Genomic DNA, 13,579 nt, shown 5'->3' with positions numbered 1-13,579 from the left:
CCGTGGCAATAACCCTATTGAAATCAAGCAGTGACTCAAGATGACAGGCAAAATAAAAGCAGACACAAGGTCTGCTTTTATCAAATTTGGCGTCCCCACGGGGATTCGAACCCCGGTTACCGCCGTGAAAGGGCGATGTCCTAGGCCTCTAGACGATGGGGACATGAAACATAATGTTTCTAGAGGGTGCGAATTTTATCTAAAAACCCTGATGAGCGCCAGTTTATTTTGAAAATATTTTACCCACGCCTGTCCCCATGAGTTGCTGCATCCCGGCGCAATCATTGCTAGCATAGCGTCCAGATGAAAGACTCCCGCTTCCCCCACCGCCGCATTGCCCATCTCGACATGGATATGTTCTTTGCCGGTGTCGAATTGCTGCGCTACCCGGAATTGCGGGGGCAGGCCGTGGTAGTGGGCGGACGCTCAGCCATCCAGCCGCGATTGCTGGCAAGCGGACAGCATCAATTCGCGCGGTTGCGCGAATACCAGGGCCGTGGCGTGGTTACGACCTCAACTTACGAGGCCCGGACATTGGGCGTGTTCTCCGCAATGGGCTTGATGAAGTCCGCGCAACTCGCGCCGGACGCCATCCTGCTGCCCGCGGATTTCGAGTCGTACCGTCATTATTCCCGGCTGTTCAAGGCTGCAGTTGCCGCCATTGCGCCGCAGATCGAGAACCGCGGCATCGACGAAATCTATCTCGACCTCAGCGCCATCGAGGAAGAAACCGAGCCGCTGGCCCAGCGCCTGAAAAATGCCGTGCGGGAAGCCACGGGCCTTTCCTGTTCGATCGGCATTGCCGCCAACAAGCTGCTGGCCAAGATTGCCTCCGATCTCGACAAGCCGGATGGGCTGACCATCATCGACGCACAGGTTTTTCGTGAACGTATCTGGCCATTGCCTGCCAGGAAGATCAACGGCATCGGCCCCAAAGCGGCGGTCAAGCTGGAAAAACTCGATATCCGCACCATTGCCGACCTCGCTGCTGCCGACCTGGCGCTGCTGCAGGAACATTTCGGCCCGAGCTACGCGCAATGGCTGATGCAGGTGGCGCAAGGCCAGGATGAACGGCCTGTGGTGACTTCTTCCATACCCAAATCCATGAGTCGCGAAACCACCTTCGAGCGCGATATGCAGGCGCAACAGGACAAACGCTATCTCAGCACAGCATTCACCGCATTATGCGAACGGGTCGCCAGCGATTTGCAGCAGAAAGGCTATCTGGGGCACACCGTGGGCATCAAAATCAAATACCAGGATTTCCGCACGGCAACGCGCGACCTCACCCTGCCCTCACCCACTCACGATGCTGCCGCCATTCGCCGCGCTGCGGGCATTTGCCTGAAGCGCGTGCCCCTGGAGCAACGCTTCCGCTTATTGGGCGTAAAAGTCAGCAACCTGGTGCGCGCCGATGACATTGGCTCCGATATTCCTGAGCAAACCAGCCTGTTCAGCTAATCAAATCCACTAGCTAGCTTGAATATGGTGGGTGTTCACTTTTTCTGACACCCATGTAGGAAGCTGGCCGATGCACGGAAATTCAATCTCTCCTTACACTGATATCAAGGTTTCAGCTGGAAAAATGCGATTCAGCGGAACTGTGATGCATAAAACTTATCCCTATCAATAGGAGAACGTCATGCCAATGATCGAGAAATCCATAGAAGTTAACGTGCCTGTCAACGTAGCCTACGACCAATGGACACAATTCGAGGACTTTCCACAGTTCATGCAGGGGGTAATTGAAGTTACCCAAATCAATGACACTCATTTGCACTGGGTAGCTGAAATTGCTGGACGTCATGAAGAGTGGGAGGCCGAGATTACTGAGCAAATCCCTGACAAACGCATTGCCTGGCATAGTATTTCAGGCGCCCGCAATGCAGGTGTCGTCACCTTCCATCCAATTAGTCCATCTATTTCCCGCATCATGCTGCAAATGGAATATGACCCTGAGGGTTTTCTGGAAAATGCAGGTGATACGCTTGGCCTGCTCACGCACCGGGTGACAGGCGACATGGAGCGCTTCAAGGAGTTTATCGAGACGCGGAGGGCTGCAACCGGCTCCTGGCGCGGTGAAGTTGATCACGACACCCGCCATGTCACGCCACCCCGTTAACAGGTTTTATCTACTTTAGGAGGTTGATATGAAGTTACTGCTCAAAACCCTGGTTGCAGGTTATGTGGCCAAATGCCTTACCCACTATCTGCTCAACCACAAAAAAGCCAAGGCGACAGATGCCTGATTCCCAGCCGGGCCCTGCCCGGCTTCTTGTTTTTACGTCCGATTGCCCATGCCATATATTCTTCCCCTGCTATTGCTATGCCTGACCCTGGGCAATGCTTCGCTCCACGCCGCTGAAACTCGCCATCAATCGCTGAATGGCCGCTGGCAGTTCCTGCCCGTTACTGGAGAGGTCTCCGTCACTCCGCAACTGCAAGCGCCGCCCCAAGGCTGGAAATCCATCGACGTGCCGGACAACTGGTATCGCCAAGGCCATGACATCAATGGCTTTGCCTGGTATCAGACCCAGTTCAAGGTGGAAAGCAAAAATGCAGCACGAATAGCCAACCTGGTGTTCCATGGCGTGGATTACGCAGCCGATGTCTGGCTCAATGGTCATTATCTCGGCCATCACACTGGTTATTTTCAAGCTTTTGAGTTTGATGTCAGCGGCCTGCTTAAACCCGGCGGCAACCAGTTGCGCGTCCTGGTGAACAGCCCGTTGGAAAAACCACAAGACTGGTCGCTGCACAAGCGCCTGATCAAGGGCGTGCTCAGCCACCACGACACCCGTCCCGGCGGCGCATGGTCGGAGCGCGGACAGGAAAAGAATACCGGCGGCATCTGGGCGCCTGTCGAATTGCAGTTTTCCGACCAGCTCGCGCTGCGCCAGTTGCAGGTCATCCCCAACAAGCAGCCTACCCAGGCACAGCCGCAGCATTGGCAGATCAATGCCTCAGCCCAAGTTCGCCAGCATGTTTCACATGAAACATCCATCACTGTGGAAGCACGCATCAGCCCGGAAAATTTCAAGGGAGACTCCTTGAACTTCAGCCAGCAACAAACCCTGAAAGCGGGCGATAACTCCCTCGCCCTCAGTTTCCCGCTCGACAATCCCGTGCTCTGGTGGCCGTATGAACATGGCAAGCCCAACCTCTACAAGCTGCAACTCAGCCTGAAGGATGCACAAGGCAGGCTGCTCGACCAACAGGAGCAGGTGTTTGGCGTGCGCGAAGTCAGCGTCGATGACGGCTTGCAATGGCACATCAATGACCGCCGCCTGTTCCTGCGCGGCACCAATTACATCGCCAGCCAATGGCTGGCCGAAATGACGCCCGCCCGCTACCGCCAGGACCTGGAAATGATGCAGGCCGCCCACATCAACGCCGTGCGCGTGCATGCGCATGTCAGCGGCAAGGCTTTTTACGAGCTATGCGACCGCCTGGGCATCCTGGTCACGCAGGATTTCCCCCTGCTCTGGGGTTATAGCGACGATGCGGATTTCACCGCCGAGGCGCGCCGCCAGGCCAAAGACATGGTGCAGGCCTTGCAGCAACACCCTTCCGTCATCTCCTGGACCATGCACAACGAACCGCCATGGGATTCTCCCTGGATGGCGCAGAAATATCCCGATTACCAGCCCGACATCAATCGCAAACTGGACGAACTGCTGTACGAGGATGTCAGCAAGCTGGACCCGCTGCGCGTCGTGCGCAAGGAATCCGCCACCAAGGAACATGAATGGATGGGCTGGTATTTCGATCATTGGCTCGCTTTCTCCCGCCCGGCGCCAACGCCTTGGAGCACGGAATTCGGCGCTCAGGCTTTGCCTAGCCTCAAGAGCCTGAAGCGCATGTTCAGCGACGACCTGTTGTGGCCGGACAGCGAAGCCAAATGGCGCGAATGGGAATACCGCAACTTCCAGCGCAAAGAAACCTTCGAATTCGCGGGAGTGAAGCAAGGTGGCAATATCAATGAATTTATCGTCAATAGCCAGCAATATCAGGCCAAATTGATCCAGTTTGCCGTGGAAAATTACCGCCGCCAGCGCTACAGCCCGGTTTCTGCGGTGTTCCAATTCATGTTTGTGGAGAACTGGCCTTCCATCAACTGGGGCATTGTCGATTACTGGCGCGAACCCAAAGCCGGTTACGAGGCTCTGCGCACTGCCTACCAGCCCGTCTTGCCCAGCCTGGAATGGAAGCAGGAAGAATACAAGGTTGGTGAGGCACCCAGCATTGGGCTATGGGCCATCAATGACACTTGGCAAGGGTTTGAACATGCCAGTTATCACGTTACCCTTTATCGTGATGGAAAATCGCTGGACAGCCTTAGATTACCGCTGGAAATGCTGCCTGATTCGGGCTACAAGCTGCGGGATTATCAGCTAGCTGCACTGAAAACCGGCCAGTACGAACTCAAGGCGGAGATCATCAGCCAGGATGGCAAACCCATGGGAGCCAACCAATATCGTTTTCAGGTGAAATGATGACTAACATGTCCGTTTTCTGCCTGAAGTAAAACATTACCCTGAGAAATTGGTCCCACAAGCCACCAGTTGCGCAATCAGTGATAAATCAGCAATCCCGGTTGCAGGGAGCCCATGGGCAGCCTGATATTCACGAATACAGCGCGCGCTGGTATTACCATAGATACCGTCAGCCTTGATGTTCGTGCGCAATGCTGACAACCCCAATTGAACCAGGCGCACATCCAGCCCACGGATCAGCGGTGTCTGCACCGCAAGCGTACGGCTGCCGGGCTGGGGACCATCGAAACAACCAGCAGGCGTCGCTTCCAGGGTGACCCTGGACATCTCCAGCCCACGCACCACCAAGGGCAGCTCCAAGCCCCAATATCCCTGGTCGATCAGCCGCTGGAAAGCATCCATGCGATACACGGTAGGCCGCAGGTCGAGACGGTTGCCTGCCAGCCAGGCGCGACGGGTGCGCACATAAGCCTCGATCCATAGCTGCTCGCCTAGGGCGGCCAGCGTACCGGCTTGCTCATTGGTCCGGTCCCGCATCCGCACGACCGAACCGTGCACTACGCTGTCATAAATCACCGCGACGCCCAAAGGCGTCGTAATGCCTATCTGCCCGGCGATGCGTTCCGCGCTTTGCCAGAATCGGTGGTCAAAAAACACATCTTGAGTCTCACGCATCACCACATCATCCGCGCTGGCCTGCAATAGATTATGCAAATACTGATCGTGATCAAGGGAAAGGTCGCGGGACTGCAAACGGCTCAAATACTGGTGCAACGGAGCGCCAAACCGGGCACCGGGATTGTCGCAATACTGCCGTAACAAATTATGCAGATTACCCGAGCCCAAGGTCACCTGCGACCGGCCAAAAGTCAAATGCCCGGTATCGCCGGGCAGCAGCGTCACATTGCCATAATCCCCAAGCACGGAACCCGTTTCAAAAATGTTCACAATGGCCTGGGCAGTTTTCTTCTGGGTAGCGGTCAGCATGATCGAGACTCCTCAGAATATTTTCAGAAAACATCACGGGAAAAACTCACTGCGGCAAACGGCATTGCAACAAAATAATACCCGTCCGCCCGGCTGCCGGAAACACAAGCACGGCCATTGATCAGATAAAAATACTGCTATCTCAGGCCAATTGCTTGTCTTCCCGTATCATTGCCTCGAACTCCCACGGAGGGACAGGCCGGCTGAAGTAATAGCCTTGAATTTCGTCACAATGGTTCAAACGCAGAAAATGGTAATGCTGCTCTGTCTCCACGCCCTCGGCAATCACCTTGAAATTCAGGTTGTGGGCCAGCGCAATAACGGCGAGCACGATCGTGGCATCTTCGGTTTTCGTCAGCATATTGCGCACGAATGATTGGTCGATCTTCAGCGTATCCACATGGAACTGTCTCAGATAGCTCAAGCTGGAATATCCTGTGCCGAAATCATCGACCGATAGTTTCACGCCAATAGCCTGGAGCTGGTCGATCATATGGATCACTTTTTCGATATCTTGCGCGATTGCGCTTTCGGTCAGCTCAAGTTCCAGCCACTCAGGTGGCAAGCCGGTTTCCTCCAGCGTGCGCTTCACCCAGGCCACCATGTCCTGTTGCAGGAACTGGAGCACGGAAATGTTCACCGCAACGCGGACGGGCGGCATTCCGCTGTCCATCCAGCACCGTGCCTGCTCGCAGGCGGCATGCAATACCCAATCGCCGATAGAGACGATCAAACCCGAATCCTCTGCGATCGGGATGAAATCGGCGGGAGATACCGTTCCCAATTCCGGGTGATGCCAGCGCAATAGCGCCTCACAGCCGATGATGCTGCCACTCTCCAGATCCACCTTGGGCTGATAGACAAGCTGGAACTGCCCTGCAGCAGCGGCATTTCGCAGTTTGTTTTCGATATCCACGCGGCGTTGCGTCTCCTCGCTCATCTCACGCGTGAAGAATTGATAGGTATTGCGCCCCAGCTCTTTGGCCCGATACATCGCCATATCCGCGCTATCGATCAGATGACCCACATCCTCCCCATCCCGCGGAAACATGCTCACGCCAACGCTGACAGGCAGGTAGATTTCGCGGCCTTCGACGACAATCGGAGAATCCAGGCTTGCTACGATCTTGCGTGCCACGATATCGGCGTCGGTTGCCTGGCGCAAATCGGCAAGCAGGATCAAAAATTCATCCCCGCCAAGACGCGCCACGGGGTCTCCTTCGCGCACCAGCCCGCAAAGGCGCTTGCCAATCGCTTTCAGCACCATGTCTCCAAACAAGTGGCCATAACCGTCATTGACCCCCTTGAAACGATCCATGTCTACATAGAGCAGCGCGCCTAATGAGTTGGTGCGGCCTGCACGCGCAATCGCCTGCACGATCTCCTCCTCGATCATGTTGCGGTTTGGCAGCCCGGTCAGGTCGTCGTACATGGCCAGGTAACGGATATGCTGCTCGGCCTGCCTGCGCTTGGTAATGTCGCGATGGATCCAGATACGCCCGTAATAGTGCCCTTCCTTGTCGAGCACGGGCGCAGAATAGCGATCCAGGATAGTGCCGTCGATAAGCTCCAGTTCGTCATGCTCGATTTCTTCGGGGTGTTCATCGAGCCAGATGGCCTTGGCAATGAATTTGGTAGGAGATGTCGTGCGCTGCGCGACAAAATCGAGCAGGGACTCACTACCCGGCTCGACAGCAACGCGAGGCGGTATCTTCCATAGTTCACGCATACGCTGGTTTTCAATGACCAAATTCCCTTGCGTATCCACCACAATGATACCGTCGGGCGAACTCTCGACCTGGGCGTCGAACAACGCGGTTTTTTCGCGCAATCTCTCTTCCATCTGCTTGCGTTCGGTGATGTCATGACCAATGCCGACCACCACGCCATCAGCTCTGGAAAACGCCGCCGCCCAGAGCATGTGTACAACGCTACCGGATTTATGCACGCAACATGTCTCGAAATTCTTTGAGTTCCTGCCTTGCAGGACAGCTTGAAACTCGTCCTTGATACGCGCCAGATCATCAAGGTGGGCCAGCTTGTCGAAGTGCAGGCCTTCCAGCTCTCCAGGCTCATAACCCAATATGTTTTTCGCCGCGCTACTGACCTCCAGGAAATGACCTTGCTGGTCGAATAAGCAGATCAGGTCCGGCGAACTGTCGAGTATGATGGTCTTCATGCGCTCCAACCGATGCCGTTGACGCCTGATTTCAGCAGCATTGAGCGCCTGGTTGATCGCCGGGACGAGGCGGATCAGGTTCTGCTTGAGCAGGTAGTCGTCGGCGCCATGTTTGATGGTTTCGACCGCGACATCCTCTCCTACCGTGCCTGAAACAACAATTGCGGGAATATCGCAGTCCATTTCTCGAAGCACACGCAACGTTCCCTCAGCGTTGAAGGATGGCAGGCAGTAATCGCTCAGCACGATATCCCACTTCCCGTCCCGCAAGGCTTCACGCAAGCCAGCCTCTGTCTCGACGCGCATATGGCGCACATCTAGGCCTCCATGATTCAAGGTTTCCAGGATGAGGATCGCATCATCTTCGGAATCTTCGACCATCAGTATTCGAAGGATAGTTGTCATGCTCCATATCCACGTGTCGATTCAGGCGTTTCATTCAGCAAAAGCCAATACAGGCCGAGCTGGCGGACGGCTTCGAGGAATTCGGCGAAATCGACCGGCTTGCGCACATAACTGTTGCATCCCAGGCTATAGCTATCGATCAGATCCCGCTCTTCGCGCGAAGAAGTCAAGACCACGACCGGAAGAAATTTTGTCCGCGCATCCTCCCGGATACGGCGCAGCACTTCGAGGCCATCGACTTTAGGTAATTTGAGATCGAGCAAGACGATGGCAGGATCGATGCTGCCACCCTGGCTATCGGAGCCAAACAACAGGTCCAGCGCCTCCACGCCATCCCGCGCCACCGTAATGGTATTGAAGATATGGTTTTTCTCGAAAGCAAGCAATGTCAGCTCTTCGTCATCCGGGTTGTCTTCCACAAGCAGAATGGTTTTGCCGTTTTTTATGCTCATGATGCAGGCTGCCCTAAGGAAAAATGGAAGGTTGCGCCCTTGCCTGGCTCCGCATGCACCCAGATATGCCCGCCGTGACGGGTCACGATCCGTTTCACGGTAGCCAGGCCAATGCCGGTGCCGGGAAAGTCCGCTTCGCGATGCAAACGCTGGAAAGGACTGAATAGTTTGTTTGCGTAACGCATATCGAAACCATCGCCATTGTCGCTGATAAAGAAACTAGGCGTATCATCCTCGCCTTTCTCCGCAGCGAAGACGATACGCGCATCAAGGGTTTTGGCAGTGAATTTCCATGCGTTGCCCAGCAGGTTTTGCAGCATGATGCGCAACAGCCTGGGATCGCCCTCTGCGAGCAAATTATCCTCAACGACGGTTTCCACCTGGCGTTCCGGAGAACTCTCCCTAAGGTCGGCCAGAATCTCATTGGCCATTGCGCTCAGGTCGATAGTGTCGCGGCGCATTTCTTCGCGTGAAATACGCGAAAGCTGGAGCAAATCGTCGATCAATCCCTCCATGCGGCGCGTGGCTGCAAGCACGCGCTCCAGGTAATTCTTGGCTTTGTCATCGAGGCCATTGCCGTAATGTTGCACCACGATTTCGGCAAAGCCGGCAATACCGCGTAGCGGCGCGCGCAAATCGTGCGAGACGGAGTGGCAGAATGAATCCAGCTCCTGATTGGCAGCTACAAGCTCAGCAGTGCGGTGCGCCACGCGCTTTTCCAGCTCCGCGTTGAATGCGAGCAACCTAGCCTGAGCCCGCTTGCGCTCGGAAATATCATTGATAACCAGTGTATGAATTTCATGGCCATCCTGGACGACAACCACCAGCCTCAATTCCGCATCAAACTCTCCCTGCCCGCCTAGAAAGCGGAATGTGCCAGTGCCTTTCGTCCCCAGGATCGCCACCCAATCAGCAGAACCCTCTGGCGCCAATATGATTTCACTGACCGTGCGGCCAAGCACCTGGTCCCGTTCCACACCAAACAAATGCTCCGCGGCGGCATTCCATTCAATCACGCTCAATTGGCGGTTGAGGCTGAAAATCGCTGCTGAGGTAAAGTCAAAAATGGCTCCCTTGAGCGCAAGTGAAGCCATTTGCTGCTCCTTGGCAAGTACTTGCTGAGCAATAGCGAGAATCATGCGGTCGAGCGCTTCTCCAAGGCGCTGGGTTTCACGGAACTCTCCCGCAATAGCAACGCTGTCCGCATCCGACATATCCAGCTTATTTTCCTCGATGCGGATAACACGTTGCTCCAGCTCAGCCAGCGGCCTGCCGAAACGCCGTGCCATACGGACCAATACCATCACCAGCCCGGCTGCAATGAGCAATCCTATCCCGAGTAGCTGATACAACTGCTGACGCAATGCGTCACCGATAAAAGGCGCTGGCCGCGACACGACCACCAGCCAGGAAAGCCCCCCTGTGAGATCAATGCGTTTGGCCGCAATCCACCGGCGCTCCCCTTGCACCTCCATTTGTTTCAGGAAAATATCGCCAGAGAACCCAAGCAAGGAAGCAAACTCTCCAGGGACCGGAAGCGGTACTCTTCTGACCTTAGAACCACCAATCAACCGGGGAATCTCCCCCAGTTCCACAATGTGGATACGGGTACGGTATTCCTCGGCCAATGAATTGAGGAAACGGTTCAATGCCGGCATATCGAGATCAGTATCGAGCACGCCTATTACACGTCCGGACCTATCACGAAGAGCCTTGGCATAACTGAAACCCCAAAGCAGTTCGTTATCCGAGAAATGCGCGCTCCATTGATACATTGGTATCCAGGTGCTTCCATCTGGATCATCCAATGCCGCCTGATAGAAAGGCCGTTGGCGGGGATCATAACCATCAGTGGGATACGCTTCGTGTAGCACGAAGCCTTTTTCAGTGAGAATGAACCGCTGTATCAGCGGGTTTTCAATACGAGTGCCGGGAAAAGTCCTGAGCTGGATCGTGCCATTGGCTGCCCGCTCCAGGGCGCCATATTCCCCTGCTCCTGGCAAGGCAATTCCGAGATAGCTCAACTCCGGACGTTGTTCAAACGCGGCCAGCGAACTCTCCAGGATAGGTTTTATCGTTGCCCCCCGCAGCTCGGATGCTCGCACAACGCGTTCGGCAGATTCCACCGTCATCTCCGCTGCGCGAATAAGAAGCTGGAGACGGCTTGCCGTCAAGTTAAGCTTTTCACTGATTTCCTGCCGCGCTTCTTTCTCGGTGCTGACAATGGCCTGCCAAACCATTGCTCCAAGTAAAACCAAACCGAGGACAACAACCAACCCAGCGACGTTGGAAATCAAGACATAGGTAAATGAAGATGCTGGCTGTTGCCTGACATTCCTTGCGTGAAAACCGCTGTGGATGTCACGGCTGGATGCCATCAGTTGATCCGGTTCAGCTTGAGATGATTAGGCCAGCCAGCTGGCTGGCCTATTTGGGCGGTTCGACAGAACGCTGTTAGCGCTACTCGGCCCCGGTAAGTAAAATCCAACGGCTCATGCCATGACGGCATTACGCTGATCATGCTGCATCTCCCTAGATTAGGATTTATATTATTTGACAATAATGTTTAATAATATTCCAAGATGCAGCAGTTGTGTAGGTTCGCAAAAATACTGCGAACCTACGGCCCACTAGATATCCAGGTTATTGACGCCCAAAGCGTTTCCTTCAATGAACGCCCGGCGCGGTTCTACCTGGTCGCCCATCAATGTCGTGAAGATTTCATCAGCGGCAATCGCGTCGTCGATCTGCACCCTGAGCAGACGGCGAACGGCGGGGTCCATGGTGGTTCCCCACAGTTGTTCCGGGTTCATTTCACCCAGACCCTTGTAGCGCTGGATGTTGAGGCCGTGTTTGGCCTCACCCATGAGCCAGTCGAGCGCGGCTTTGAAACTGCTGATGGCTTGTTGTTTTTCGCCACGCTTGATAGTGGCGCCCTTGCCTACCAAGCCTTGCAGGATACGGTAAGTAGTTAATATCTGGTGATAATCGCCGCTGCTAACAAAATCACTGTCGATGACGGAAGCCTGCAGGTTACCGTGGACGTATTTATTGATTTCAATACGCCAGGTTTCAGTTTCCTGGTTATACGTCACTTGAATCTTGCTGTCGTCCCCGAGCAGCTTGCGCAATTGGGCGGCGCTGGCTTCTGCCGTTGACTGGCTTTCCAGCTCCACTTTATCCATTTCCAGCAAGGCGCGCAGGATGCTTTCATCAAAATGCGGGCCAAGGCGGCGGATGATGGCTTCGGTCAGCACCATTTGCTTGGCGATGACTTGCAGCGCTTCGCCGCTGATGGTTTCACCACCTTCCTGCTTGAGCAGTTCAGCGCCTTTCAATGCAGATTGCAGCAGGTATTGGTCCAGTTCCTGCTCATCCTTGAGATAGCGCTCATCGCGCCCCTGCTTGACTTTGTACAATGGCGGCTGGGCGATGTAGATATGGCCGCGTTCCACCAGTTCTCCCATCTGACGATAGAAAAAGGTCAGCAGCAAGGTACGGATGTGGGCGCCATCAACGTCCGCGTCGGTCATGATGATGATGCGGTGATAACGCAGCTTTTCCACATTGAAGTCATCCTTGCCTATGCCTGTTCCCATGGCGGTGATCAGGGTAGCGACTTCCTGCGAAGACAGCATTTTGTCGAATCGGGCTTTTTCCACATTCAGGATTTTGCCCTTCAGGGGAAGGATAGCCTGGAACTTGCGATCCCGGCCCTGCTTGGCGGAACCACCCGCTGAATCACCCTCGACCAGGTACAACTCACTCAGCGCCGGGTCTTTTTCCTGACAATCCGCAAGTTTTCCGGGCAATCCCATGGTATCCATGACACCCTTGCGGCGCGTCATTTCACGCGCTTTGCGCGCGGCATCGCGAGCACGGGCGGCATCAATGATCTTGTTGCAGATGACTTTGGCTTCGTTGGGATTTTCCAGCAGGTATTCAGCCAGTTTTGCCGATACCACTTCCTGCACCACAGGTTGCACTTCGCTGGATACCAACTTGTCCTTGGTCTGGGAAGAGAACTTGGGTTCCGGCACCTTTACGGACAACACGCAAGTCAACCCTTCGCGCATGTCGTCGCCACTGGTATCTATCTTGGCTTTTTTCGCCAGTTCGTTTTGTTCGATATAACTGTTCAGCGTCCGCGTCATTGCAGTGCGCAGGCCGGTCAGGTGCGTGCCGCCATCACGTTGCGGAATGTTGTTGGTGAAACATTGCACATTTTCGCTGTAGGAGTCGTTCCATTGCATGGAGACTTCCACTGTCATGCCGTCTTTATCGCCGGAAGCGTAAAAAGGCTTGGGATGCAGCACGGTTTTGCTGCGGTTCATATATTCCACGAAGCCTTTGACGCCGCCGGAGTGTGCAAAATTTTCTGTCTTGCCGTTACGGTGGTCGATCAGTTCGATCTTGACGCCGTTGTTCAAGAAAGACAGTTCGCGGATGCGTTTGGCCAGGATTTCAAAGTGGAATTCCACATTGGTAAAAGTTTCCGTGGATGCCAGAAAATGAACTTCGGTTCCCGTGCGCTCGGTTGTGCCGGTGACTGCCAATGGCGCGACAGGTACGCCACGACGAAACTCTATCTGATGCATCTGTCCATTGCGGCAAATACGTAGTCTGAGCCAATCGGAAAGCGCATTGACCACGGAAACACCCACCCCATGCAGACCGCCGGAAACCTTGTAGGAATTCTGGTCGAACTTGCCGCCGGCATGCAACTCGGTCATGACGATTTCTGCAGCAGAGCGCTTGGGTTCGTGCTTGTCGTCTTCCTTGATACCGGTGGGAATGCCTCGACCATTGTCCGAAATGCTGATCGAATTATCAGGATGGATAATGACCTTGATGTCGTCACAGTGACCCGCCAGTGCTTCATCAATGGCGTTATCCAACACTTCGAACACCATATGATGCAGACCGCTACCATCGGACGTATCGCCAATATACATGCCTGGACGCTTGCGTACTGCATCCAGGCCTTCAAGGATTTTAATACTGTCGGAATTATAGTCAGTCATAGTCCTGTGAGTTTCACGTGAAACAATCTAAATGTA

The 13,579-nt window shown here is 54.6% G+C and carries 8 protein-coding genes and 1 tRNA gene; 3 read left to right on the top strand and 6 right to left on the bottom strand.

What is annotated here, in order from left to right:
• Positions 1-87: 87 nt before the first annotated feature.
• Positions 88-163: transfer RNA gene (locus V7Z75_RS07675), tRNA-Glu, on the bottom strand.
• A gap of 140 nt (positions 164-303) precedes the next feature.
• Here V7Z75_RS07675 and dinB point away from each other — a divergent pair.
• The 3 genes from dinB to V7Z75_RS07660 all read left to right on the top strand — a co-directional run bounded on the left by dinB (position 304) and on the right by V7Z75_RS07660 (position 4,496).
• Positions 304-1,461 carry a DNA polymerase IV gene (gene dinB, locus V7Z75_RS07670; RefSeq protein WP_334108021.1) on the top strand — a complete coding sequence of 386 codons (1,158 nt, stop codon included), beginning with the start codon at positions 304-306 and terminating at the stop codon, positions 1,459-1,461.
• A 181-nt stretch (positions 1,462-1,642) separates the two neighbouring features.
• Entirely contained in the window at positions 1,643-2,122 is a 480-nt protein-coding gene (locus tag V7Z75_RS07665) for an SRPBCC family protein (RefSeq protein WP_334108020.1), read from the top strand.
• Between the two features lie 175 nt (positions 2,123-2,297).
• Positions 2,298-4,496 carry a glycoside hydrolase family 2 protein gene (locus V7Z75_RS07660; RefSeq protein WP_334108019.1) on the top strand — a complete coding sequence of 733 codons (2,199 nt, stop codon included), beginning with the start codon at positions 2,298-2,300 and terminating at the stop codon, positions 4,494-4,496.
• Between the two features lie 36 nt (positions 4,497-4,532).
• On the opposite strand, the gene V7Z75_RS07655 is transcribed toward V7Z75_RS07660, so the two are convergent.
• The 5 genes from V7Z75_RS07655 to gyrB all read right to left on the bottom strand — a co-directional run bounded on the left by V7Z75_RS07655 (position 4,533) and on the right by gyrB (position 13,543).
• On the bottom strand, positions 4,533-5,483 hold the full coding sequence (locus tag V7Z75_RS07655; RefSeq protein ID WP_334108018.1) for a peptidoglycan-binding protein: 951 nt from the start codon (positions 5,481-5,483) through the stop codon (positions 4,533-4,535).
• A gap of 142 nt (positions 5,484-5,625) precedes the next feature.
• Positions 5,626-8,067, bottom strand: coding sequence for an EAL domain-containing protein (locus tag V7Z75_RS07650; protein WP_334108017.1), 2,442 nt, complete (start codon positions 8,065-8,067; stop codon positions 5,626-5,628).
• Positions 8,064-8,519 carry a response regulator gene (locus V7Z75_RS07645; RefSeq protein ID WP_442919898.1) on the bottom strand — a complete coding sequence of 152 codons (456 nt, stop codon included), beginning with the start codon at positions 8,517-8,519 and terminating at the stop codon, positions 8,064-8,066. Before V7Z75_RS07645 ends, V7Z75_RS07650 begins: the two co-directional genes overlap by 4 nt.
• Positions 8,516-10,897 carry a sensor histidine kinase gene (locus tag V7Z75_RS07640; RefSeq protein ID WP_334108016.1) on the bottom strand — a complete coding sequence of 794 codons (2,382 nt, stop codon included), beginning with the start codon at positions 10,895-10,897 and terminating at the stop codon, positions 8,516-8,518. The genes V7Z75_RS07645 and V7Z75_RS07640 overlap by 4 nt, the downstream gene beginning before the upstream one ends.
• Positions 10,898-11,149: 252 nt before the next feature.
• The gene (gene gyrB / locus V7Z75_RS07635; protein WP_334108015.1) at positions 11,150-13,543 is read right to left on the bottom strand and encodes a DNA topoisomerase (ATP-hydrolyzing) subunit B; all 2,394 of its coding nucleotides are present in this window, start codon (positions 13,541-13,543) and stop codon (positions 11,150-11,152) included.
• Positions 13,544-13,579 lie beyond the last annotated feature (36 nt).

Origin of the sequence: Methylobacillus sp., from assembly GCF_036844465.1 — a bacterium.
GTDB lineage: Bacteria > Pseudomonadota > Gammaproteobacteria > Burkholderiales > Methylophilaceae > Methylobacillus.
The sequence above is the reverse complement of the archived record's forward strand: the minus strand, read 5'-3'. Positions and strand labels throughout refer to the sequence as shown.

Excerpts from the sequence above, each read along its gene's own strand:
- V7Z75_RS07655 (WP_334108018.1), bottom strand. The coding sequence starts at position 5,483 with ATGCTGACCGCTACCCAGAAGAAAACTGCCCAGGCCATTGTGAACATT.
- gyrB (WP_334108015.1), bottom strand. The coding sequence starts at position 13,543 with ATGACTGACTATAATTCCGACAGTATTAAAATCCTTGAAGGCCTGGAT.
- V7Z75_RS07665 (WP_334108020.1), top strand. The coding sequence starts at position 1,643 with ATGCCAATGATCGAGAAATCCATAGAAGTTAACGTGCCTGTCAACGTA.
- V7Z75_RS07645 (WP_442919898.1), bottom strand. The coding sequence starts at position 8,519 with ATGAGCATAAAAAACGGCAAAACCATTCTGCTTGTGGAAGACAACCCG.
- dinB (WP_334108021.1), top strand. The coding sequence starts at position 304 with ATGAAAGACTCCCGCTTCCCCCACCGCCGCATTGCCCATCTCGACATG.
- V7Z75_RS07650 (WP_334108017.1), bottom strand. The coding sequence starts at position 8,067 with ATGACAACTATCCTTCGAATACTGATGGTCGAAGATTCCGAAGATGAT.
- V7Z75_RS07640 (WP_334108016.1), bottom strand. The coding sequence starts at position 10,897 with ATGGCATCCAGCCGTGACATCCACAGCGGTTTTCACGCAAGGAATGTC.
- V7Z75_RS07660 (WP_334108019.1), top strand. The coding sequence starts at position 2,298 with ATGCCATATATTCTTCCCCTGCTATTGCTATGCCTGACCCTGGGCAAT.